This is a genomic window from Micrococcus sp. 140720015-1, assembly GCF_053627595.1.
The window spans coordinates 222,167-243,016 of sequence record NZ_JBSEYC010000001.1 but is presented as its reverse complement, the minus strand read 5'-3'; the positions used below and the strand labels follow the sequence as shown (position 1 = coordinate 243,016).

Genomic DNA, 20,850 nt, shown 5'->3' with positions numbered 1-20,850 from the left:
TCGGCGGTGCCACCTGTGCAGGAGTCGTGCGTGACTCCGGGACCCAGGGTGCGGCGCCCGCCGTTTCCCGAGCGAAAACACCCCAGCGCCCGCCATTTCCCGCACGAAAACGTGGGCGGGGGGTCAGAGGCGGGCGTCGAGCCAGGCCAGCGCGTCGGCGACCGGAGCGCGCCAGCGCCAGCGGGCCTTGGCGTCGGCGCGGGTGGGGCCGAGATTGATCAGCCCCGTCGCATGCCCGGCCCGCTCGGCCCGCAGCACGAACCGGTAGCCGCTCATCACGGCCAGCGAGGTGCCGACGGCGAGCACCGTGCCGCCGTCGTCGGCCATCGCCTCCGCGGCCGCGCGCCGCGCCGCGGGCACGGACTCGCCGAAGTACACGACGTCCGGCTTGAGCTTCACGGAGCCGCACACCCGGCAGCCGACCATCATGAACTCCTCCACCCAGTGCTGGTCGAGGGAGACGTCCCCGTCGGGGTTCACGGCGTCCGGGTCGATCGCCACGCGCTCGAGGTAGCCCGGATTGGCGGCCTCGAGCCGCAGGTCCAGGTCACGGCGGGACTCGGTGGCCCCGCAGTCCAGGCAGGCCACGCGCGCCAGGTCCCCGTGGAGCTCGATCAGCCGGTCCTCTGGCATGCCCGCCGCGCGTCTGGCCTCGGCGTGCAGCCCGTCCACGTTCTGGGTCAGGATGCCGGCGATGCGCCCCTCGGCCGCCCAGCGCGCGAGGATGCGGTGTGCCTCGTTCGGGCGGGACTGGTCCATGCGGCGCCAGCCCACGAACGAGCGCGCCCAGTAGCGGTGGCGGGCGGCCGGGTCGTCCCGGAACTCCTGGTACGTCATCGGCCGGTGGCGGTGCAGGGACCCGTTCGGCCCCCGGTAGTCCGGGATGCCGGAGTCGGTGGACACGCCGGCCCCGGTGATCACGAGCGGGCGGGACTCCTCCATCAGACGCAGCAGACCCCGAGACGCCGTCTCGGGGTCCTGCAGCGGTGCTGTCTCATCCACCACCCTGGCGATCGACCGCAGGGCGGCCTGATGCCCGTCCAGGGCCGGATGCCGTGCGGGCGTCATCGCGCCCGCGCGTCGTCGTCCTCGTCCTCCGCGTAGAGGTCCGCGTACGGATCCTCGTACTCGGGCTCCTGGTCCTGCTCCGGGCCGCGCGTGCGTCCGCCCGTGAGCTCTCGCTCCAGTGCCGAGAGGTCTGTTCCGGGAGAGAAGTACTTCATCTCCCGTGCCTGCTTCGTGGCCTTCGCCTTCTGACGGCCGCGCCCCATGAGCGTGACCCCCTTCGCATCTCTCGCCGCCTCGGATCTGTGGCGCACAGGGGCCCGCCGAGGTCTTCACTGGTCAATATGGTTCGTGCGGACAAGGATACATGACCCGCCGGACGGCCTGTGGACGACGACGGCCGGCCCGGCCCGGCGGGGCACGTGGCGGCGCCGGCGGCCGCGACACGCGCGGCATCCGGCTGGACGGGCGTGACACGCCCCCTGTACGGACGCTGGACGAGCGGCTAGGTTGCGTACGTCACACCCGCTCCCACGATGAGGATGCCCATGCGCCGCACCCCCACCCTGTTGGCCGCCGCCACCCTGGCCGCCACGCTGACCGCCGCCCCCGTCTCGATCGCCGCCCCGTCCTCCCCGGCCGCCCCGGCGAAGGCCACCGCCGCCACCGCGCAGTCCGCCGACCGGGGCCTGGGCCCCGGCCGGAACCGCGCCGGCGGCAACCCGAACTCACCGGAGAAGCTGGTCCGATCCATCTCCTCGGACCACCTCCGCCAGGACATCGAGGCGTTCGCGGCCATCGCGGACGAGCACGGCAACCGCGCCGCGGGCACGCCGGGCTTCCAGGCCTCCCTCGACTACGCCGTGGGCGAGCTCGAGGAGGCCGGCTACGACGTCGAGCTCCAGGAGTTCGAGATCACCTACACCGAGACCCTGCGGGACCGGCTCCAGCAGACCGGGCCCGTCCAGCGCGACCTCGAGCACACCGTCTTCACGTCCTCGCCCTCGGCGCAGGTCACCGACGCCCCGCTCACCGCCCCCGTCGGCGCCCCCACCGGCTGCGCCGAGGCGGACTGGGCCGGCGCGGACCTGACCGGCAGCGTCGCCCTGGTCTCCCGGGGGGACTGCAGCTTCGCCCAGAAGTCCCAGGTCGCGGCCGCCTCCGGCGCCGAGGCCGTCATCATCTACAACAACGCCGAGGGCGCGCTGAACGGCACCCTGGGCGCCGAGCCGGGCGACGTCGTCGGGACCGTGGGCGTGACCCGCGAGCTGGGCGCCGACCTGCTGGCCCAGACCCGCGCCGGCGGCGCCACCGTCACCCTGGACCTCGAGCAGCTCGTGGAGCAGCGGCCCACCTGGAACGTGCTGGCGGAGACGCGCACGGGCAGCGACGACGACGTCGTGATGCTCGGCGCCCACCTGGACGGCGTGCCGGAGGGCCCGGGCATCCACGACAACGCCTCGGGCGTCGCGGCGACCCTCGAAGTCGCGCGCCAGGCCGCCAAGGCCAACAAGGCGGAGAGCAAGGTCCGCTTCGCCCTGTGGGGCGCCGAGGAGATCGGCCTGCTGGGCTCGCACCACTACGTGGACACCCTGACCGCCGCGGAGCGCGAGGACATCATCCTCTACACCAACCTGGACATGGTGGCCCCGCTGGACCACCAGAACACGCTCGGCGTGCTCACGGCCGACTGGTCGATCGGTGCTGAGTCCCTGCTCGGCGCGCAGCTCGACCGCGACGGCCACGCGCACCAGCCCGAGGGCAGCAACGGCCGCTCGGACTACGCCCCGTTCGTGGACGCGGGCATCGCCTCGACGGGCCTGCTCTCGATCCGCGACGACAACTACCACACGCCCCAGGACGACATCGACAACGTCTCCATCACCACGCTGACCCACACGGCCCGCGCGGTGGCGAACCTGATCGGCACCCTCCAGCAGGACGCCGACGCCCTCGGCACCCGCTGACCCGAGGCGTCCGCCCGACCGGCAGATGCCGTCGGGGGCGGTTTCGGGTGGTATCCAGGCCGGATACCACCCGAAACCGCCCCCGACGCGTCTCCTGCAGGGCCGGCCGCGCTCAGATCCAGCCGGCCTCCCACGCCGCCCGTTCGGCCTCCTGACGGGTCCGCACACCGAGCTTGCCGATCGCGTTCGAGACGTGGTTCCGCACGGTCCCCGGGGCCAGGTGCAGGGCGGCGGCGATGTCCTCCACGCGAGCGGCGTCCCGCCCGGCCCGCAGCACGTCCAGCTCGCGCTCGGTCAGGGGGCTGCGCTCGGCCGTCAGCGCGGAGGCGGCGATCTCGGGGTCCACGTAGCGCCGGCCCGCCACCACCTGCCGCAGGACGACGGCCAGCTCCTCGGCCGGCGTCGACTTCGGGACGAACCCGGACACCTGCTCCGCGAGCGCCCGGCGCAGCACGCCGGGGCGGGCGTGCCGGGTGAAGATGACGACCTTCGTGGGCACCGAGCGCAGGATCTGTCGGGCGGCCTCCACGCCGTCCAGCCCCGGCATCTCCAGGTCCAGCAGGCAGACGTCCGGGCGGTGCTCCTGCGCGGCGGCCACGGCGGCGATGCCGTCGGAGATGCCGGGCAGCACCTCCAGGTCCTCCTCCAGGGCGAGCAGCGCCTCCACGGCGCCGCGGATGAGGACCTCGTCGTCGGCGACGAGCACGCGGATCCTCTCGGTCGGGGCACTCATGCGGTCTCCTTCTCGGTGCGGGGCACGGTCAGGGTCAGGGTGAACTCCCCGCCCGCCTGGGTGGCGGTCAGGGTCCCGCCGGCCGCCTCGGCGCGCTCGGCCAGGGCCGCCAGCCCGGTGCCGCCGGTGCCGGCGTCCGCCGTGGGAGCGCCGTCGTTGACGATGACCAGGCGCACGGCGTCCGGGCCGGCCGCGGTGAGCTCGATGCGGGCGTGGCCGGCCGAGGCGTGGCGCAGGATGTTCGTGGTGGCCTCGCGGACGGCCAGACCGACCAGGCGGCCGGCGGCCGGGCCGAGCGGGCCCAGGTGCGGGTCGGCGCCGACCTCGGTGGCGGTGCCGGCGGCGGTGAGCACCTCCTTCGCGTTGACCAGCTCGCGCTCGGCGGAGACCTCGCGGAGGTCGCGGACGAGGGCCCGGGTCTCGGCGAGCGCCTCCCGGGCCTGCTCACGCACCTCGTGCAGCGAGGCTTCGGCGTCCTCGGTCCGGCCCTTGGCCAGCAGGCGCTCGGCGAGCTCGGCCTTGAGTGCGATGACCTGCAGGTGGTGGCCCTGGACGTCGTGCAGGTCGGCGGCGAAGCGCAGCCGCTCGCGGGTGACGGCGAGGTCCGCGGCCTGCCGCCGGGCGTTGTCGAGGCGCTGCATCAGCCTCCAGAACCAGACCGTGGGAACGATCATGCAGGCGGTGATCACGCACCAGACGAGGAAGCCGACGGCCGTGTCGGCGGGCCCTGCGGGATCCTGGAGGACCGCCGCCGCCCCGAGGACGAGTGAGGCCGCCAAGCCGGCCCAGAGGACGGGACGCCGCCGGCACGGGTGCACCAGCAGGGCGAGGACGAGGGAAGACAGCCAGAGGGGCAGGGCCCACCACGTGCCCGTCCCCGTGAGCCCCAGCGCCGGAAAGACGGCACCGGCGAGCGCGAGCGGGACGGTGGGGCCGAACAGCCAGGCCAGGTCACGCCGGCCGAACACCGGCCCCTCCGTCTCCTCGGGCGGCGGGGCCTGGAAGTGGCGGGCGACGTGCAGCTGGCCGACGACTCCGAGGACGTGGAGCAGGAGCAGGACCGCCAGTGCGACGACCTGCTCGGTGCGACCGGCCTCCAGGTGCTCCCGCAGGTGGGACAGCGGGCCGAGCGCGGAGAAGCCGGCGATCACCAGGACACAGAGCAGGAAGCCGGTCCACGTGTACCACCACGCGCCGGTGAGGTCGCCGGAGTGCGGGCCGGGCCCGGTGGGCCCGGCAGACCCCAGGCCCGCGGGGTTGGCCGTGGGCAGGGAGCCGGTCGGACGGCGCCCCGGTGCGACGGCAGGCGGGGCCGGGCGGCCGTCGTCGTGGTTCCCCTCGATCCTCATGGGCCTCACCCTACGGGCGTGACAACTGTCATGGCCCGCCGTGCGGAGATGCCCGGGCGGAGGTGACGCTGCGGCACTTCTTGTCGAGCCCGCCGGGCGGAAGGCTGGAGTCACCAGCTCGGGAACCCGACCGGATCCCGAACCGGAGCACTCGGGAACACGACGTTGTCCCGAACGACAGCACTCGAGAGGAACGTGGTCACGATGGACTTGATGAACATCGCACGCGAGTTCGTGACGGGACTGCCGGAGGCGCTGCAGGGCGTGGGCGTCTTCCTCGTCTCCTTCATCCCGTTCGTGGAGGGCGAGGGCGCCGGGCTGATCGGCGTCGTCGTCGGGGTGCACCCGTGGGTGGCCATCCCCGCCGCCGCGCTGGGCAACCTCCTCGCCGTCGCGCTCCTGGTCTACGCGGCCCACGGCGTGCGCTCCGCCGTCACCGCGCGCCGTGGGGTGGCCGCCGACGCCGCGGTTCCGGCGACCGGCCCCGGCACCCCGGTGGCCGATCACCACGTCCACCTGCACCGCCGCTTCGAGGCGTGGGGCGTGCCCGGGCTGAGCCTGCTCGGCCCCTGGTTCCTCATCCCCGGGCACGTCGCGGCCCCGGCCATGGTGTCCTTCGGGGCGAACCGGCACCGCGTGATGGCATGGCAGGCCGTCGCCATCGTCCTCTACACGGCGCTGACGGCGTGCGTGGCCTTCGGCCTCGTGAGCTGGAACGGTGCGCGGGGCGCGACGCCGGGCACCTTCTGAATCGCGCCCGTGGACAGGCCGAGGGCCGTGCCCGCCCCCGAGCACGGGGGTGGGCACGGCCCTCGGTCCCGGCGTCAGCCCTTCCGGGTCACGGTGAGGCCGTTCTCGCCCTCGACGCGGTCCACGACCACGGTGTCCCCGTCCGCGATCTCCCCGGCGAGGATGCCGCGGGCCAGGCGGTCGCCGATCTCGCGCTGCACCAGGCGGCGCAGGGGCCGGGCGCCGTAGGCCGGGTCGAACCCGGTCTCGGCGAGCCAGGCCTTGGCGGCGTCGGACACCTCGAGGGTGAGGCGGCGGTCCGTCAGGCGCGCCTGCAGGGACTCGACCTGCAGGTCCACGATCCGCGTCAGCTCGGCCACGGTGAGTGCGTCGAACTGCACGATCTCGTCCAGGCGGTTGAGGAACTCGGGCTTGAACGCCGCGCGCACCACGGACATCACGGACTCGCGCTTGGCGGCCTCGTCCAGGGTCGGGTCCACGAGGAACTGCGAGCCCAGGTTCGAGGTGAGGATCAGGATCACGTTGCGGAAGTCCACGGTGCGGCCCTGGCCGTCGGTGAGGCGGCCGTCGTCGAGCACCTGGAGCAGGATGTCGAAGACCTCGGGATGGGCCTTCTCCACCTCGTCCAGCAGCACCACCGAGTACGGGCGACGCCGCACGGCCTCCGTGAGCTGGCCGCCCTCGTCGTAGCCGACGTAGCCCGGAGGGGCGCCGACCAGGCGGGAGACGGAGTGCTTCTCCGCGTACTCGGACATGTCGATCCGCACCATGGCGCGCTCGTCGTCGAAGAGGAACTCCGCGAGCGCCTTGGCGAGCTCGGTCTTGCCCACGCCCGTGGGGCCCAGGAACAGGAACGAGCCGGTGGGCCGGTTCGGATCCGCGATGCCGGCCCGCGAGCGGCGCACGGCGTCCGCGACGGCGACGACGGCGTCCCGCTGCCCGATCAGCCGCTCGCCGAGGTGGTCCTCCATGGTGAGCAGCTTCTCGGACTCGGCGGTGAGCATGCGCCCGGCGGGGATGCCGGTCCAGGCGGAGACCACCTCGGCGATGTCGTCCGCCGTGACCTCCTCGGAGACCATCGGCTCGGTGGCCGAGCGGTCGGCCTCGCGGGCGGTGCGGTCCGCCTCCTCGAGCTGCTTCTCCAGCGCGGGGATCTCGCCGTACAGCAGGCGGGAGGCCTCGGCGAGGTCACCGTCGCGCTGGGCCTTCTCGGCCAGCGAGCGCAGCTCGTCCACCTTGGCCCGCAGGTCACCGGCCTCGTTGAGGGTGGCCTTCTCCGCGTCCCAGCGGGCGGTGAGGGCGGTGAGCTCCTCCTCGCGGTCCGCCTTCTCGGCGCGCAGGGCCTCGAGCCGCTCGACGGATGCCGGGTCCGTCTCGCCCTCGAGGGCGAGCTCCTCCATGGTGAGGCGGTCCACCTGGCGGCGCAGGACGTCGATCTCCTCCGGGGCGGAGTCGATCTCCATGCGCAGGCGCGAGGCGGCCTCGTCCACGAGGTCGATGGCCTTGTCCGGCAGCTGGCGGCCGGTGATGTACCGGTCGGACAGCGCGGCCGCGGCCACGAGCGCGGAGTCGGCGATGGCCACCTTGTGGTGGGCCTCGTAGCGCTCCTTGAGCCCGCGCAGGATGGCGATCGAGTCGTCCACGCTGGGCTCGCCGACGTAGACCTGCTGGAAGCGGCGCTCCAGGGCGGGGTCCTTCTCGATGTTCTCGCGGTACTCGTCCAGGGTCGTCGCACCGATCAGACGCAGCTCGCCGCGGGCCAGCATGGGCTTGAGCATGTTGCCCGCGTCCATGGCGCCCTCGGACGCGCCCGCGCCCACGACGGTGTGGATCTCGTCGATGAACGTGACGACCTGTCCCTCGGCGGCCTTGATCTCCTCGAGGACGGCCTTCAGGCGCTCCTCGAACTCGCCGCGGTACTTGGCGCCGGCGACCATGGCGCCCAGGTCCAGGCTGATCAGCGTCTTGCCGCGCAGGGACTCGGGGACGTCCCCGGCCACCATCCGCTGGGCCAGGCCCTCGACGACGGCGGTCTTGCCGACGCCGGGCTCCCCGATGAGCACGGGGTTGTTCTTGGTGCGGCGCGAGAGCACCTGCACCACGCGGCGGATCTCGGCGTCGCGGCCGATCACCGGGTCGAGCTTGCCGGAGCGGGCGACCTCGGTGAGGTCCGTGCCGTACTTCTCCAGGGACTGGAAGGTGTTCTCCGGGTCCTGGGTGGTGACGCGGGAGTCGCCGCGCACCTGGGTCAGGGCGGCGGCGAGTGCCTCGAGGCTCGCCCCGTTCGAGCGCAGTGCCTCACCGGCCTCGCCCGGGTCCGCGGCCACGCCGAGCAGCAGGTGCTCGGTGGAGACGAACTGGTCGGAGCGCTGCTCGGCCTGGGTGCGCGCGTTCTGCACGACCTGCAGGGCGGCGCGCGAGAGCTGGGCCTGGGCCACCGTGCTGCCCTGGGTGGAGGGCAGGCGCCGGATGGCCGAGGAGGCCGCCGTGGAGACGGCGTCGGGGTCGGCCCCGGCGGCCTTGAGGACGGCCACGGCGACGGACTCCCGCTGGTCCATCAGGGCCTTCAGCAGGTGGGCCGGCTCGATCTGGGGGTTGCCGGCGGTGGAGGCGTTCATGGCCGCGGCCGAGAGCGCCTCCTGGCTCTTGGTGGTGAACTTGGCATCCATATGCGCCTCGCTCCTTCTCCCCCGTGTCCCGGGGGTGTCGGACAACCGTCGACGGCGGGCCATTCCCACCGCCGAGACGAAGTTGAGTCTATGTAGCTCAACTCTCCTCGTGCCAGGGCTATTCCCCGGCGCGCCGGTACGTTGGTGCCATGGCCGGCTCCACAGCGGCGCCCCGGCGCCTCCGCACGTACACCCGACCGCGGGTGTCCCTGCTGTACGTCCTGCGCCGCACCCTGCACCGGCTCTTCGAGCTGCAGGTCTGGGATGTGGCCGCCGCCATGACCTTCTTCGGGGCGCTGTCCCTGCTGCCCACCGTCGTCGCCCTGCTGTCCGTGGTCTCGCTGCTGGGCGTCGAGGAGGAGACCGTGGACGCCGCGGCCCACCTGGCCGCCGAGATCTGGCCGTCGCTGACGCCCGACGTCGTCCGCGAGTGGATCCTGACCCTCGGCTCGGCGGGGCCCGGCACCGGCGCCGTCGTCCTCGGGGCCGCCGGCACCGTGGTGTCCGCCTCGGGCGCCGTCGGCGCGTTCCACCGGGCCATGCACCGCATCCACGACACCCGCGAGGGCCGGCCCTTCCTCCACTTCCGCCTCGTGGTCTTCGTCGAGACGCTCGCCCTCATGCTCGGCGCCGTGCTGATCACGATCCTGGTGGTCGTCGGCGGGGACCTCTCCCAGCGCCTCGGCCAGGCCGTCGGCCTGCCGGAGGAGACGGTCCAGACGTGGAACGTGGTGAAGTGGCCGGTCATCCTCGTGGTGATCGCCCTGATCGTGACCCTCGCCTACCGCCTGGGGCCCAACGTCCGGCAGCCCCGCTACCGCCCGCTCTCGCTCGGCGCCGTGGCCGTGGTGGTCCTGCTCTTCGGCGCCACCCTGGCCCTGGGCTGGATCACGGACCGGTTCGGTCAGTTCGCCGTGGTCGGGCGGATCAACTCCGCGATCGGTGTGCTCGCCCTCGCGTGGGTGGCGTGCATCGTGCTGTTGGCCGGGGCCGCCTTCGACGCGGAGGTGCTGCGTGCCCGCCAACTGGCCGTCGGCATCGATGCCTCCGTCGAGATCCAGCTGGCGACGCGGCACACCGCGGTGCTCGAGGACTCCGAACGGCACGAGGCCCGCAACCGCCGCCTGGCCCGGCTCGTGGCCGACGCCGTGCGCGCCGGCGAGGACCTCACGATCGACGCCACGCGCCTGCTCTCCGAGGAGGGGCGCCTCCTCGCGGTCGAGTCGGGGCGGCGGGACCCGGAGGACGTCAGCTCGGGCAGCCCGTTCCACGCGGACCCGGTGTCCGACGACGGCGCCCGCCTCGAGCCGACGTCCCGGCCCGACGGCTGACGGGTCAGCGCTCCCTCTTCTCGAACGCCTCGACCTGGGCACGCAGCGTCTCGGCCGCGATCTCCTCGTCGAGGCCCACCATGCCGAGGTACACGAGCTCGTCCCCGTCCGTGACGCCGCCGACGGTCATGGTGAACAGGGCCGTGTCCATGCCCGAGTTCCCCAGGGCGATGTGGACCGCGTCCGGCACGCCGGGCACCTTCGTGAAGGCCGCCTCGACGCCGTCCGGGTCGCCGAACGTGCCGCACGTGTCGGCCAGCTCGCCGAAGGGCGCCAGCAGATCGGTGCCGTCCTCGGTGACCGCGACCATGCCGAACGCCCCGGCCTGGGAACCGGCCAGTCCGGTGACGGCGGCCGGGTCCACCTCGTACTGGGCCAGCGCACCGCCGAGCCCGGGTGCCTGCTGCGTGTTGATCTGCTCGATGAGGTCCGCGCAGGCGCCCGTGGGGGTGACGCCCGTCAGGCTCAGGCTGGTGCTGATCGGCTCGCCGCCGCCGCCGGCCTGGGTCTCCATGTCCGTGAACACGCCGTCGGGCGCGGTCTCGGGGGTGAGCAGGACGTCCTCGAGCGCCTCCACGCGCTCCTCCTGCTCGTCCGTGAGGTCCGAGCCGGCCCCCGCCGGGGCGGACTCGGACGCGTCGGCCGACGCGGACGCCGCCACCGAGGACGCGGCGGAGGACGAGGCCGTGGACACCGCTGTCGAGGGGGCCGCGGCCGACGACGTGGCCGCGTCCTGCGTGGGGCTCGCGGTCACGGTGACGGTCGCCGGGGAGGCCGCGGACGCGTCGGAGGAGGGAGAGGAGGACGAGGCCTCGCCGCCTCCCCCGCCGCAGCCGACGAGCGCGAGCGCGCCCACCGCGAGCAGGGACAGGGTGGCGGGGCGAGCGGGGGCGGTGGTGCGGAGCATGGGAGACCTCTCAGACCGAGTGGCGACGATGTGACCAGCCTGACAATCCCCACAGCGCGAGGCCAGCCTTCGACTGCTGAGGCGAGCCGCGGCAGGGCCACCGGCCGATCGGCCCGCTCCGCGGGGACGAGTCGTCTCCCGGCGCCCGCGACGGCCCCGACGCACTACGATGACCACCAATCACGGCGGAACACGTCACTCTGCCGGCTCCCTCCGACCCGCCCGCCCGTCCTCCCGACGGCGGCACAGAAGGCACTCCATGACCCGCATCCACTCCCGCCTCCTCGGCGCCGTGGGGCTCACCGCGTCGGCGGCGCTGCTCACCGGCTGCGCCGTCCTCGGCGGCGACGCCGGATCCGCCGGCATCGTGTCGGACGACGACCTGAGCACCTCGTACGGGCTCGTCCAGCCCGGCGTCCTGACGGTCTGCTCCGACGTCCCCTACCCGCCCTTCGAGTTCGAGGAGAACGGTGAGCTGACCGGCTACGACATCCAGCTGGTCGAGGCGGTGGCGGAGGAGCTGGGCCTCGGGGTGAACGTGATCGACTCCTCCTTCGAGGCCATCGAGTCGGGTGCCTCGCTCACCGGCTGCGACGTGAACGCCTCGTCGATCTCCATCACCGAGGCCCGCCAGCGCGTCATGGCCTTCACCCTCCCCTACCTCGACGACGACCTCGTCCTGGTCGCGAAGAAGGGCTCCGGCATCACCGACGTCGACTCCGCGAAGGGCCGCCGGATCGGCGTGCAGGCCGCGACCACCGGTGACGAGTACGCCCAGCAGAACGGCCTGAGCCCCGTGCAGTTCGAGGACGGCGGCATGCAGATCCAGGCCCTCCAGGCCGGCACCGTGGACGCCGCCCTGGGCAACCAGTCCGTGCTGCTCTACTCCCTCAAGGACGACGATCGCTTCGAGGTGGTCGAGTCGCTGCCCACGGGCGAGCAGCTCGGCATGGCGGTCGGCCCGCAGAAGGCGCAGCTCGGCTCCGCCGTGAACCGCGCGCTGCAGGAGCTGCGCAACGACGGCACCGTGGCCGAGCTCCAGGAGCGCTGGTTCGGTCAGGCACAGGAGGACTACCGATGAGCACGCAGGCCCCCGTCTCGCCCGCACCGGCCATGAAGCCCGGCCGCGCGCGCCGCCGTCGTCGGCTGTCCCTGATCATCCAGGCGGCCGTCTTCGTCCTCGCCCTCGTCGTCCTGGCCGTCCTCATCGACTGGGGCGCGCTCGCCGAGAACGTCCTGAACTTCCCCGCCGTGGCCCCGATGTTCCCCAACGTGATCCTCGTGGGCCTGGGCAACACGCTGTTCTACACGGTCACCTCGTTCGTCGTCGGCCTGCTGGGCGGCATCGTGCTCGCGCTCATGCGCCTGAGCTCGTTCGGCCCGTACCGGTGGCTGGCCACCGCCTACGTCGAGTTCTTCCGCGGCGTCCCCGCGCTGCTGGTGTTCCTCGCCTTCGGCTACGGGGTGCCCTTCGCGTTCGGGGTGTCCTGGCCGATCCCCGTCGTGGTGATGGCGGCCCTGGGCATGGTCTCGGCCGCGTACATCGCCGAGACCCTGCGCGCCGGCCTGCAGGCCGTGCCCCGCGGCCAGATGGAGGCGGCACGCTCCCTCGGCATGCCGACGTGGCGGGCCATGGTCACCATCGTGATCCCCCAGGCGTTCCGCATCGTGCTGCCGCCGCTCACCAACGAGGTCATCCTCCTGACCAAGGACTCCTCGCTGGTCTACGTGCTCGGCCTGGCCGCGCACGAGTACGAGCTCACCAAGTTCGGCCGCGACGGCATCTCCGCCCTCGACGCCGGCATGACGCCGATCCTCGTGGCCGGCCTGTTCTACCTCGTGATCACCGTGCCGCTGTCCCTGCTGGCCCGCCGGTTCGAGGCCCGTTCGACCAAGAAGGGGCACTGAGATGGCCCAGCAGAACCCCATCACCGGATCCTTCGGCGCGGTGGCCGCCGCGGACGCCGCCGGCGTGCACGTGGCCGGCCTCCACAAGTCCTTCGGCGCCAACCACGTGCTGCGCGGCATCGACCTCGACGTCGCCCCCGGCGAGGTCGTGTGCCTGATCGGCCCGTCCGGCTCGGGCAAGTCCACCCTCCTGCGCTGCGTGAACCTGCTGGAGAAGCCCGACTCGGGCGTCGTCACGGTCGGTGAGTTCACGGTCACGGACGAGGACGTGGACCTGGACGTGTTGCGCCGCCACGTGGGCATGGTGTTCCAGCAGTTCAACCTGTTCCCGCACCTGTCCGTGCTGGAGAACTGCACCGTGGCCCAGCTCAAGGTGCTCAAGCGGGGCAAGGCCGAGGCGGTGGACATCGCCCGTCGGCAGCTGGCCCGCGTGGGCCTGGCCGAGCTCGAGGACCGCTACCCGGACCAGCTCTCCGGCGGTCAGCAGCAGCGCGTGGCGATCGCCCGTGCGCTGGCCATGGACCCGCAGCTGATGCTCTTCGACGAGCCCACCTCGGCCCTCGACCCCGAGACCGTCGGCGACGTCCTGGCGATCATGCGTCAGCTGGCCCGCGACGGCATGACCATGCTCGTGGTCACCCACGAGATGGGCTTCGCCCGTGAGGTGGCCGACCGGGTCGTGTTCATGGACGGCGGCGTCGTGGTGGAGGCCGGCCCGGCCGCCGCGGTCATCTCCGACCCCCAGCAGCCGCGCACCCAGGACTTCCTGCGCCGCGTGCTGCACCCCACCGAGATCGACCTCTGAGCCTGCCCGCCCGGTGGGCGGGCAGATGCGTGAGGGGCCCCGCCCGGACCATGGTCCGGGCGGGGCCCCTCACGCGTGCGGCGGAGGCGTCAGGCCTTCTTGCGCAGCTTCTTCAGCTCGTCACGGGCCTCGCGCAGCGCGGCGACCTGCTCCTCACGGGCGGCGTGGATCGCGGCGACCTTCTCGTCCTGGGCGTCGCGGATGGCCTGCACCTTGGCGTCGCGGGCGCCCTCGATGCGGGCGGCGCGCTTCTTGGCGGCCTTGCGGCGCTTGCCGGGGCGGTTGGCCACGGAGTCGGCGGCGATGGCCAGGCCGGAGCCGACCAGGAAGATGTCCTTGGCGACGCCGGTGCCCTCCTGGGACGGACGCACGCCGTCCGCCTCGGTCATCTCCGGGGTGTTCAGGTACATGGAGAACAGGCCGCCGGAGAACGCGGTCAGGGCGGAGCCGGCGAGCCAGCCCGGGACGAACGGGGCCAGCAGGGCCGAGCCCACGCCGATCTCCGTGGTCACGAGGAACTTCTTGAACTGCTCCGGCGACAGGTTGGCCAGCGCGGGCAGGCCGCGGGCGCCCATGTCGCGCAGGCCCTGGGCCTGCTCCGCGGAGATGCCGCGCTTGTTCAGGCCGGAGTTCAGGATGAACGCGCCGGAGGCCAGGCGCAGCGGAATCTGGACGATGCTCATGGAGTCTTCCTTCCAGTAGGGCCCGCGGCACGCACGTGGAGTGAGGTGTGGCGCGAACGGTCGGTGAGCGGTCAGCACCTCTGACAGTACCAACGGCAGCCCGCTCCCGCCCGCCCGGAGGCGCGGCTGTGCGCGGAGAGCGGACGACGTCGGCGCCTCCACCACGTCGCAGACGCGGCCGATGATGGACAATGGGGCGCATGCTCCCCCTCGTCGCACCCCTGACCGTGGCCGCCGCCGCGCCCACCGACTACGGCTGGCTCGGCAACATCGTCGTGGACATCATGGAGGCCGTCGGCCCGATCGGCGTCGGCCTGGCCGTCTTCGCGGAGAACATCTTCCCGCCCATCCCGTCCGAGGTGATCCTGCCCCTGGCCGGCTTCACCGCGGCCGGCGGCGCCTTCAGCCCGCACGCCGCGCTGGTCTGGGCCACGGTCGGCTCGATCGTCGGAGCGCTGGCCCTCTACGGCATCGGCGCGTGGCTCGGCCGCCACCGCATGTACCGCATCGCGGACCGCATGCCGCTGGTGGACATGGAGGACGTGGCCAAGACCGAGCGCTGGTTCATCCGCTACGGCTACTGGACCGTGTTCCTGGGCCGCATGGTCCCCGTGTTCCGCTCCCTGATCTCCATCCCCGCGGGCATCGAGCGGATGAACCTCGCGAAGTTCACCCTGTTCACGGCGCTGGGCTCCCTGATCTGGAACGCGATCTTCGTCTACGGCGGCTACGCGCTCGGGGAGCGGTTCCACGTCATCTCCGAGTACGCGGACGTCTTCTCCAACGTCGTCCTGGTCCTGATCCTGGCCTTCCTCGCGATCTGGGTGGTCCTGCGCCTGCGCCGCGACGCCCGCCGCCGGAACGACCCGGACTGGCGCCCGCCGACCGCGGACGAGATGGCCGCCCGCGTCGAGGCCATCCTGGAGTCCTCCGACCACCGGAAGTGAATCGCATGCGCCCCGTCCTGCCCTCCCCCCGCCGTGGCCGCGCGGCCCTCGGCCTGGCCGCCGTCGCCCTGGTGGCGCTGAGCGCCTGTGCCCGCACCGAGCCGCAGCCCGAGCCTGCGCCCGCCACGACGGCGGCCTCCGCCCTGCCGTCCATGGACATGGCCCCGTTCACGGTCGAGGTCCCCTCGCACGACCTCGAGCGGGTGCCGGAGGCGAGCATCGCCGTGCTCGAGGGCGAGGACCCGGACCACCACGGGGCGTGGCTGCAGGTGCCCGGGGCGCCGGCCTGGACGGACGCCATGGCCGGGGCCGTGCGCGACCAGATCGACCAGTACCGCCGGGACACCGACCCCAGCGCGGACCCGCGCCTGGAGATCCAGCCGCAGCTCGCCGTCGTGGCCGAGGACATCGCCGCGGCCCGCCTGCTCGCCACCGAACGGCGCGGCACGGACTCCGTGTCCACCTCGCACGTGATCTGGTACTCGGCCCGCGAGGACCGCGTGCTCGAGACCGCCGATCTCTTCACCCCCGACGGCTGGGACGCGTTCCGCGCCGAGGTGCGCCAGCGCATGGCCAACGACCCGGACGTGATCGGCTCACGTCTGGACTCGGCGGTCGACGCCCCGGAGCAGGTGGAGAACCGCCGGGTGTGGGACGCGGTGGTCTTCCTCCCGGACGGCAGCCTGATGCTCGAGGCGGACCAGGCGTCCATGGCGCCGGCCGCCGCGGGCGTCCTGACGGTGCGGATCCCCCGGGACACGGCGACCGCCTGGCTGTCCGACCTGGGCCACGTCGCCGCGGACGCCGCCTCCGCCCCCGCCGACCTGCGTCTGCCGGACCGCTCCACCCCGCCCCCCGCGGAGCAGCAGCCGGAGCCCGCCCCCGAGCCGGAGCCCGAGACGTCCTCGTGGACGGAGGAGGCCACCGGCACACCCGTGCCGCCCCCTTCCGCGCCCGCCGACACGGCGGCCCCGACGCCCAGCGCGAGCACCCCGGTGCCGAGCAGCACGGCCCCGTCCTCCTCGGCCCCCGCGCCCACCCGCTCGGCCACTCCGTCCTCGCCGACGTCGACCCCCACCTCGTCCTCGCCGTCGGGCACGGGATCCGGCAGCCCGACGCCGAGCACCCCCGACCCGACGCCGACCTCGACGTCCCCGACCCCGACGTCCCCGAGCCCGTCCGGTCCGTCCACGAGCGCGCCGGCCACAGACCCCGCGCCGGACCCGACCGAGTCCGCACCCGAGCCGACCGAGTCCGCACCCGAGCCGACCGCCACGACGGCCTCGGCGCCCGCGTCGGGGGACCGCTCCAGCGGCACCCCCTGACCCCGGCGCCGGGCGCCGTCGTCGACCGCGGTCTGCGCCGTCGACGCGCGGCCGTGGCAGGATCGGGGCGATGACTGAGCACCTCCCCCGCCCCCGCCCGGACGCACCCGGCCCCGATGCCGCGCCGCCGCCCGCCGAGCGCGTCCACGCGCACGACCACAATCGGGACAAGGACCCCGCCCTCGTCCGACGGGAGCCGGTCTCCTTCGTCCGACGCGGCGCGCGCCTGAACGCGGGGCGTCAGGCCGTGTGGGACCGCCAGGCGGAGCGGGTCCTCGTGGACGTGCCCCGCGGCCGCGGCGCCACCTCGGTGGACGCCCGGGCCCGACTGGACTGGGCGGGGGTGTTCGGGCGCGAGGCTCCCCTGCTGGTGGACATCGGCTCCGGGCTGGGCGAGTCCACGGCGCAGGCCGCCGCCGACCGGCCGGACTGGAACGTGCTCGCCGTCGAGGTCTACGTGCCCGGCCTGGCCGCGCTCATGACGCGCGTGGAGCAGCAGGGCCTGGAGAACGTCCGCGCCGTGGAGGCCAACGCCCCCGAGCTGCTGGACGCCCTGCTCACGCCCGGCTCCGTCTCCGAGGTGTGGGTGTTCTTCCCGGACCCGTGGCACAAGAAGCGGCACCACAAACGCCGTTTGGTCTCCCCCGCCTTCGCGGACCGCGTGGCGCGGGTGCTCGCCCCCGGCGGGGTGCTGCGGCTGGCGACGGACTGGTCGGGCTACGCCGTGCAGATGCGCGAGGTGCTCGAGGCGCACCCGGGGTTCGAGAACCTCTTCCCCGGGCGCGCCGCGGGCGAGGAATCCCCGCTCACGCGGGTGCGCCGCGAGGGCAGGGAGACCGAGGTGGGTGCCCAGCCGCTGCCCGCGGGCTGGGAGAGCGCGGCCGAGGAGGAGCGCCCGCTGCGTGCCGGCCTGGGTGAGGCACGGGCCGGCGCGGCGGCCGCGGACCCCGTGGACCACGAAGGCGGCTGGGCGCCCCGGTTCGAGGGCCGACCCATCACGAGCTTCGAGGCGAAGTCCCAGCGGGCCGGGCGCCTCGTGTTCGACCTGGCGTACCGCCGCCGCTGAGCACGGGGCCCGACGGGGCCGCTCAGGCCGGGGCGACCGGCCCGGCCGGGTCGGCGCCGTCCGGGACGGGCGGCAGCGGCAGGCCGGCGGTCACCCGCGCGGTCGCCGCGAGCGTCACGGACCCGGCGTCCCGGTAGCCCCTCGGGGCGTCCTCGGGGGCCGTCGGCGACCAGCGGGCCGTGTGGTGGCCGCGGACGGTGGCCCCCGCCAGGCCGGGCCGCGGGACCACCGGCAGCGCGGCGGCGTCCGTCCAGTCCCGACGCCGGCCCACCGCGCGGCCGACCCGGGCGAGGAGATCGCCCGGGGCCAGGGCGCGGAACACCCGTCCGGACCGCAGGCCGAGGTGCGCGGCCCGGGCTGCCAGGGCGGCGGGCAGGCCGACCGCGCCCGAGACCACGAGGGCCTCGACGGGACGCTCGGCCGGCCGCGGGGCCTCGGCGTCGTCGGGCTGCAGGCCCCGGTCCGCGAGCAGGCGCAGGGCGTGCGCGGCCACGAGCGAGCCGTACGAGTGGGCCTCCACGGCCCCGTGCACGGCGGTCCCGCGGGCGCGCAGGGCTGGGGCGGCGTCGTCCTCCTCCCCCGGCCCGTGGCGCAGGAACTCCCACCAGGCCCGCACATCCGCGGCGAGCATCGCGCCGCCGCGCCGGCCGGGGCCGTCGAGCACCACCCGCCAGGGCGTGGGCGCGGGGTAGCCGAGCCACGCGATGACGACGGGGCGGGGTGCGCCGGCGGCGCGCTGGGCGGCGGCGAGGTGGGCGGCCTCCCGGGCCGTCCCCCACATGGCCGTCTGGGGGCGGATGCCCATGCCGGAGACGAGCCAGGTCAGGTGGGTGGCGGTCGCGGGGTCCCCCGCTGCGACCACCGCGCGCGGACCGTCCGGGCCGTCGAGGACGTAGTCCAGCAGATGCCGGGCGGGCAGGTGCGGGTCCATGCCCTCCGGCTTGAGGGCGTGGACGATCCCGTCCAGGGCGCTGCGGGCCTGCCGGCCGAGGCCGTCGCGCCGGGCCATGTCAGCGCGCAGCCGCTCCTGGACGCGGGACCGCGCGGCCGCCCCGAACGACGCCCGGCTCAGTCCTGCTCGGGCTGCCACGTGAGCACCCGTCGGGGGCGGGCGCCGCCGGAGGGCAGCATCCGCAGGACGCCCGGGGAGGCCTGGCCCGCGGCGTCCGCCTCGGTCCGTGCCGCGGCCTGGCGGCGGGCGGCCATCCGGTCGGCGTACCGGGCCGAGACGTCGCCGCCGGAGCCCACGGTGAAGACGCGGGCCAGGCGGGAGGCGTGGTGGAGGCGGTCCACCTGGGCCGCCAGCTCGACCACGGTGTCCTGCAGCTGCTCGACCTCGCGCTGCAGCGCGATCACGCGGCGGATGCCCTCCAGCGAGATGCCTTCGCGGCTCAGGGCCTGCACGGTCTGCAGCCGCTCGACGTCGGCCAGGGAGTAGCGGCGGTGCCGTCCGCCCTGGCGGGCGGGGACCACGAGGCCGAGCCGGTCGTACTGGCGCAGGGTCTGCGGGTGCATGTCCGCCATCTCGGCGGCCACGGAGATCACGAAGACGGGGGCGTTCCGGTCGAGACCCCGCTCGCGGCCCCGGTCCGCGCGGGCGGCGCCGTCGCGGGCGCTCACCAGGCGGCCTTCCGGGCCAGCTCCCGCCGCGGATCGTCGCCGGCCGTGGCGGACTGCAGGGCCTCGACGGCGGCGCGGGCGTCGTCGTCGAGCTCGGTGGGCACGGTGACGTGCAGCTCCACGAGCAGGTCACCCGTCGTCGTCCCGCGCTCGACACCGCGGCCCTTCAGGCGCAGCACGCGGCCGGACTGGGAGCCCGCCGGCACCTTCACCTTCACGGGGCGCTCCAGCGTCGGCACCTCGATCGTGGCGCCGAGGGCGGCCTCGGGGAAGGTGACGGGCACGGTGATGCGCAGGTCGTCCCCGTCCCGGTGGAAGAACTCGTGCTCGCGCACGTGCACGGTGACCAGCAGGTCGCCGCGGCCGGCCGCGCCGGGCGCGCCCTTGCCGCGGGCCCGGACCTTCTGGCCGTCGCGGATGCCCTTGGGGATCTTCACCTCGATCGTCTCGCCGTCCGCGGCGCGCAGGGACACCGTGGTGCCCTGGATCGAGCCGCGGAAGGAGATCGTGGTGGTGGCGGTGCGGTCCGCGCCCTTCGTGGGGCGCGGCCGCGCGTAGCCGGCGTCACCGAAGCCGCCGGGGCCGAAGCCGCCGGTCTGGCCGGCGGCGCCGCCGAACATCCCGCTGAACAGGTCCGACAGGTCGGGCCCGGACTGCGTGGTGCGGGGGCCGCCCCCGCCGCCGAACATGCCGCCGAAGACGTCCTCGAAGCCGCCGCCGCCGGCACCGCCCGGGGCGGAGAACCGGGCGCCGCCGCCCATCGCGCGGATCGCGTCGTACTCCTGGCGCTCCTGGGGGTCGCTCAGGACGGCGTACGCCTCCGAGATCTCCTTGAACTTCTTCTCGGCCGCCTCGTCCCCGGGGTTCTGGTCCGGGTGGTGGGTGCGGGCGAGCTTGCGGTAGGCCTTCTTCACGTCCGCATCGGAGGCGTCCTTGGACACCCCCAGGGTCGCGTAGAAGTCCTTGTCCATCCAATCCTGCGAGGCCATGGTGCCTCCTCTCGTGTGCATCGGTCAGGGGGTCGGCCGGCGGCGGGGCGGGCCGCCGGCCGACGGGGTCACTCGTCTCCGGCGGAGACCATCACCTGGGCGGCGCGCAGCACGCGGCCGTCCCGGACGTAGCCGTTGCGGAAGACCTGGACCACGTGGTCCGCGGGCACCTCTGCGTGCGGCTGGCGCATCACGGCCTCGTGCACGGCCGGGTCGAACTCGACGCCGGCCAGCGCCTCCTGGTCGTGGCGCTCGAGGCCGAGGCCGGCCAGGGCGGTGTCGAGCTTGGTCGCGATGGCGGCGAACGGACCGTCCGTCAGGTCGCCGGCGGCGCGGGCGGCGTCGATGTCGTCGAGCACCGGCAGCAGCGCGGTGACGGCCTTGAGCACGCCGGCGTCCCGGGCCAGGTCGCGGTCGCGGTCCACGCGACGCTTGTAGTTCACGTACTCGGCCTGCAGACGGCGCAGGTCGGTCTCGAGCTCGGCCTCGCGGTCCGAGGCCGCGGGCTGCGGCGCCTCGGCCCCGGCCTCCGCGCCGGCCTCGTCGAGGATGCGCTCGGCCTGGGCGAGGGCGTCGCCGTCCTCGGTCTGCTCGGCCGCGCTCTCGGCGGAGACGCGGGGCTCACCGGTCTCGGGGTCGATGCGGCGACGGTCGTTGAACACGATGGGCTCCTCCTCGGAGCCGCGCTCGGCGTCGGAGGAGCCGTGCGGACGCTGCTGGTCGGCGCTCATGGTGTGTCCTTTCGAAGCGGGTGGTGGGTGCGGCGGGTCCGCCGCGCGGGGGTGGTGCGGGAAGG

The 20,850-nt window shown here is 74.3% G+C and carries 20 protein-coding genes; 9 read left to right on the top strand and 11 right to left on the bottom strand.

Going from position 1 to position 20,850, the window contains the following annotated elements; translation table 11 throughout:
• Nucleotides 1–123 precede the first annotated feature (123 nt).
• Together ACUXPL_RS01120 and ACUXPL_RS01115 are read right to left on the bottom strand one after the other, a co-directional pair.
• On the bottom strand, nucleotides 124–1,068 hold the full coding sequence (locus tag ACUXPL_RS01120; protein ID WP_454181348.1) for a Sir2 family NAD-dependent protein deacetylase: 945 nt from the start codon (nucleotides 1,066–1,068) through the stop codon (nucleotides 124–126).
• Nucleotides 1,065–1,271: a DUF3073 domain-containing protein gene (locus ACUXPL_RS01115; RefSeq protein WP_036314242.1), complete on the bottom strand. Its 207-nt coding sequence runs from the start codon at nucleotides 1,269–1,271 to the stop codon at nucleotides 1,065–1,067. The genes ACUXPL_RS01120 and ACUXPL_RS01115 overlap by 4 nt, the downstream gene beginning before the upstream one ends.
• A gap of 282 nt (nucleotides 1,272–1,553) precedes the next feature.
• Between ACUXPL_RS01115 and ACUXPL_RS01110 the strand changes: the two genes are divergently transcribed.
• Nucleotides 1,554–2,972: a M20/M25/M40 family metallo-hydrolase gene (locus tag ACUXPL_RS01110; RefSeq protein WP_454181345.1), complete on the top strand. Its 1,419-nt coding sequence runs from the start codon at nucleotides 1,554–1,556 to the stop codon at nucleotides 2,970–2,972.
• Nucleotides 2,973–3,084: 112 nt separating this feature from the next.
• On the opposite strand, the gene ACUXPL_RS01105 is transcribed toward ACUXPL_RS01110, so the two are convergent.
• Together ACUXPL_RS01105 and ACUXPL_RS01100 are read right to left on the bottom strand one after the other, a co-directional pair.
• The gene (locus tag ACUXPL_RS01105; RefSeq protein ID WP_454181343.1) at nucleotides 3,085–3,705 is read right to left on the bottom strand and encodes a response regulator; all 621 of its coding nucleotides are present in this window, start codon (nucleotides 3,703–3,705) and stop codon (nucleotides 3,085–3,087) included.
• Nucleotides 3,702–5,054, bottom strand: a complete 1,353-nt coding sequence (locus ACUXPL_RS01100) for a sensor histidine kinase (protein WP_454181341.1) — start codon at nucleotides 5,052–5,054, stop codon at nucleotides 3,702–3,704. Before ACUXPL_RS01100 ends, ACUXPL_RS01105 begins: the two co-directional genes overlap by 4 nt.
• Nucleotides 5,055–5,267: 213 nt before the next feature.
• Between ACUXPL_RS01100 and ACUXPL_RS01095 the strand changes: the two genes are divergently transcribed.
• Entirely contained in the window at nucleotides 5,268–5,804 is a 537-nt protein-coding gene (locus tag ACUXPL_RS01095; RefSeq protein WP_454181339.1) for a hypothetical protein, read from the top strand.
• 74 nt (nucleotides 5,805–5,878) lie between these two features.
• Here the strand turns inward: ACUXPL_RS01095 and clpB are convergent, their stop codons facing one another.
• Nucleotides 5,879–8,473 carry an ATP-dependent chaperone ClpB gene (clpB, locus tag ACUXPL_RS01090; RefSeq protein ID WP_454181337.1) on the bottom strand — a complete coding sequence of 865 codons (2,595 nt, stop codon included), beginning with the start codon at nucleotides 8,471–8,473 and terminating at the stop codon, nucleotides 5,879–5,881.
• 149 nt (nucleotides 8,474–8,622) lie between these two features.
• On the opposite strand from clpB, the gene ACUXPL_RS01085 reads away from it, so the two are divergent.
• Nucleotides 8,623–9,804 (top strand): YihY/virulence factor BrkB family protein, encoded by a 1,182-nt coding sequence (locus tag ACUXPL_RS01085; RefSeq protein ID WP_454181335.1) that lies wholly within the window; start codon nucleotides 8,623–8,625, stop codon nucleotides 9,802–9,804.
• A gap of 4 nt (nucleotides 9,805–9,808) precedes the next feature.
• Here the strand turns inward: ACUXPL_RS01085 and ACUXPL_RS01080 are convergent, their stop codons facing one another.
• A complete protein-coding gene (locus tag ACUXPL_RS01080; RefSeq protein WP_454181333.1) occupies nucleotides 9,809–10,711 on the bottom strand; it encodes a hypothetical protein in 903 nt (300 codons plus the stop codon).
• Between the two features lie 259 nt (nucleotides 10,712–10,970).
• Here ACUXPL_RS01080 and ACUXPL_RS01075 point away from each other — a divergent pair, with 259 nt between their 5' ends.
• From ACUXPL_RS01075 to ACUXPL_RS01065, 3 genes are read left to right on the top strand one after another with little or no spacing between them, the layout of a single operon-like run.
• Complete coding sequence (locus tag ACUXPL_RS01075) at nucleotides 10,971–11,792, top strand: ABC transporter substrate-binding protein (RefSeq protein ID WP_180536091.1); 822 nt, start codon at nucleotides 10,971–10,973, stop codon at nucleotides 11,790–11,792.
• Nucleotides 11,789–12,619 carry an amino acid ABC transporter permease gene (locus ACUXPL_RS01070; RefSeq protein WP_069941132.1) on the top strand — a complete coding sequence of 277 codons (831 nt, stop codon included), beginning with the start codon at nucleotides 11,789–11,791 and terminating at the stop codon, nucleotides 12,617–12,619. The genes ACUXPL_RS01075 and ACUXPL_RS01070 overlap by 4 nt, the downstream gene beginning before the upstream one ends.
• A gap of 1 nt (nucleotide 12,620) precedes the next feature.
• Nucleotides 12,621–13,424, top strand: a complete 804-nt coding sequence (locus ACUXPL_RS01065) for an amino acid ABC transporter ATP-binding protein (RefSeq protein ID WP_115165878.1) — start codon at nucleotides 12,621–12,623, stop codon at nucleotides 13,422–13,424.
• 89 nt (nucleotides 13,425–13,513) lie between these two features.
• On the opposite strand, the gene ACUXPL_RS01060 is transcribed toward ACUXPL_RS01065, so the two are convergent.
• A complete protein-coding gene (locus ACUXPL_RS01060; protein ID WP_078026127.1) occupies nucleotides 13,514–14,107 on the bottom strand; it encodes a hypothetical protein in 594 nt (197 codons plus the stop codon).
• A gap of 200 nt (nucleotides 14,108–14,307) precedes the next feature.
• Between ACUXPL_RS01060 and ACUXPL_RS01055 the strand changes: the two genes are divergently transcribed.
• The 3 genes from ACUXPL_RS01055 (at nucleotide 14,308) to trmB (ending at nucleotide 17,445) form a co-directional block, all read left to right on the top strand.
• Nucleotides 14,308–15,054 (top strand): DedA family protein, encoded by a 747-nt coding sequence (locus ACUXPL_RS01055; RefSeq protein WP_454181330.1) that lies wholly within the window; start codon nucleotides 14,308–14,310, stop codon nucleotides 15,052–15,054.
• A 5-nt stretch (nucleotides 15,055–15,059) separates the two neighbouring features.
• Complete coding sequence (locus ACUXPL_RS01050; protein WP_454181328.1) at nucleotides 15,060–16,379, top strand: hypothetical protein; 1,320 nt, start codon at nucleotides 15,060–15,062, stop codon at nucleotides 16,377–16,379.
• A 70-nt stretch (nucleotides 16,380–16,449) separates the two neighbouring features.
• Nucleotides 16,450–17,445, top strand: coding sequence for a tRNA (guanosine(46)-N7)-methyltransferase TrmB (gene trmB, locus ACUXPL_RS01045; RefSeq protein WP_454181326.1), 996 nt, complete (start codon nucleotides 16,450–16,452; stop codon nucleotides 17,443–17,445).
• Nucleotides 17,446–17,467: 22 nt separating this feature from the next.
• Here trmB and ACUXPL_RS01040 read toward each other — a convergent pair whose 3' ends face one another.
• The 4 genes from ACUXPL_RS01040 to ACUXPL_RS01025 form a co-directional block, all read right to left on the bottom strand.
• Entirely contained in the window at nucleotides 17,468–18,535 is a 1,068-nt protein-coding gene (locus ACUXPL_RS01040) for an alpha/beta hydrolase (RefSeq protein ID WP_454181324.1), read from the bottom strand.
• On the bottom strand, nucleotides 18,514–19,065 hold the full coding sequence (locus tag ACUXPL_RS01035) for a heat shock protein transcriptional repressor HspR (protein ID WP_255166791.1): 552 nt from the start codon (nucleotides 19,063–19,065) through the stop codon (nucleotides 18,514–18,516). Before ACUXPL_RS01035 ends, ACUXPL_RS01040 begins: the two co-directional genes overlap by 22 nt.
• The gene (locus tag ACUXPL_RS01030; protein ID WP_454181322.1) at nucleotides 19,062–20,054 is read right to left on the bottom strand and encodes a DnaJ C-terminal domain-containing protein; all 993 of its coding nucleotides are present in this window, start codon (nucleotides 20,052–20,054) and stop codon (nucleotides 19,062–19,064) included. The genes ACUXPL_RS01035 and ACUXPL_RS01030 overlap by 4 nt, the downstream gene beginning before the upstream one ends.
• 68 nt (nucleotides 20,055–20,122) lie before the next feature.
• Nucleotides 20,123–20,785, bottom strand: a complete 663-nt coding sequence (locus ACUXPL_RS01025; protein WP_180536097.1) for a nucleotide exchange factor GrpE — start codon at nucleotides 20,783–20,785, stop codon at nucleotides 20,123–20,125.
• Nucleotides 20,786–20,850 lie beyond the last annotated feature (65 nt).

Excerpts from the sequence above, each read along its gene's own strand:
- ACUXPL_RS01080 (WP_454181333.1), bottom strand. The coding sequence starts at position 10,711 with ATGCTCCGCACCACCGCCCCCGCTCGCCCCGCCACCCTGTCCCTGCTC.
- ACUXPL_RS01065 (WP_115165878.1), top strand. The coding sequence starts at position 12,621 with ATGGCCCAGCAGAACCCCATCACCGGATCCTTCGGCGCGGTGGCCGCC.
- ACUXPL_RS01030 (WP_454181322.1), bottom strand. The coding sequence starts at position 20,054 with ATGGCCTCGCAGGATTGGATGGACAAGGACTTCTACGCGACCCTGGGG.
- ACUXPL_RS01050 (WP_454181328.1), top strand. The coding sequence starts at position 15,060 with ATGCGCCCCGTCCTGCCCTCCCCCCGCCGTGGCCGCGCGGCCCTCGGC.
- ACUXPL_RS01110 (WP_454181345.1), top strand. The coding sequence starts at position 1,554 with ATGCGCCGCACCCCCACCCTGTTGGCCGCCGCCACCCTGGCCGCCACG.
- clpB (WP_454181337.1), bottom strand. The coding sequence starts at position 8,473 with ATGGATGCCAAGTTCACCACCAAGAGCCAGGAGGCGCTCTCGGCCGCG.
- ACUXPL_RS01075 (WP_180536091.1), top strand. The coding sequence starts at position 10,971 with ATGACCCGCATCCACTCCCGCCTCCTCGGCGCCGTGGGGCTCACCGCG.
- ACUXPL_RS01120 (WP_454181348.1), bottom strand. The coding sequence starts at position 1,068 with ATGACGCCCGCACGGCATCCGGCCCTGGACGGGCATCAGGCCGCCCTG.
- ACUXPL_RS01025 (WP_180536097.1), bottom strand. The coding sequence starts at position 20,785 with ATGAGCGCCGACCAGCAGCGTCCGCACGGCTCCTCCGACGCCGAGCGC.
- ACUXPL_RS01060 (WP_078026127.1), bottom strand. The coding sequence starts at position 14,107 with ATGAGCATCGTCCAGATTCCGCTGCGCCTGGCCTCCGGCGCGTTCATC.
- ACUXPL_RS01115 (WP_036314242.1), bottom strand. The coding sequence starts at position 1,271 with ATGGGGCGCGGCCGTCAGAAGGCGAAGGCCACGAAGCAGGCACGGGAG.
- ACUXPL_RS01095 (WP_454181339.1), top strand. The coding sequence starts at position 5,268 with ATGAACATCGCACGCGAGTTCGTGACGGGACTGCCGGAGGCGCTGCAG.
- ACUXPL_RS01105 (WP_454181343.1), bottom strand. The coding sequence starts at position 3,705 with ATGAGTGCCCCGACCGAGAGGATCCGCGTGCTCGTCGCCGACGACGAG.
- ACUXPL_RS01085 (WP_454181335.1), top strand. The coding sequence starts at position 8,623 with ATGGCCGGCTCCACAGCGGCGCCCCGGCGCCTCCGCACGTACACCCGA.
- ACUXPL_RS01100 (WP_454181341.1), bottom strand. The coding sequence starts at position 5,054 with ATGAGGATCGAGGGGAACCACGACGACGGCCGCCCGGCCCCGCCTGCC.
- trmB (WP_454181326.1), top strand. The coding sequence starts at position 16,450 with ATGACTGAGCACCTCCCCCGCCCCCGCCCGGACGCACCCGGCCCCGAT.
- ACUXPL_RS01070 (WP_069941132.1), top strand. The coding sequence starts at position 11,789 with ATGAGCACGCAGGCCCCCGTCTCGCCCGCACCGGCCATGAAGCCCGGC.
- ACUXPL_RS01055 (WP_454181330.1), top strand. The coding sequence starts at position 14,308 with ATGCTCCCCCTCGTCGCACCCCTGACCGTGGCCGCCGCCGCGCCCACC.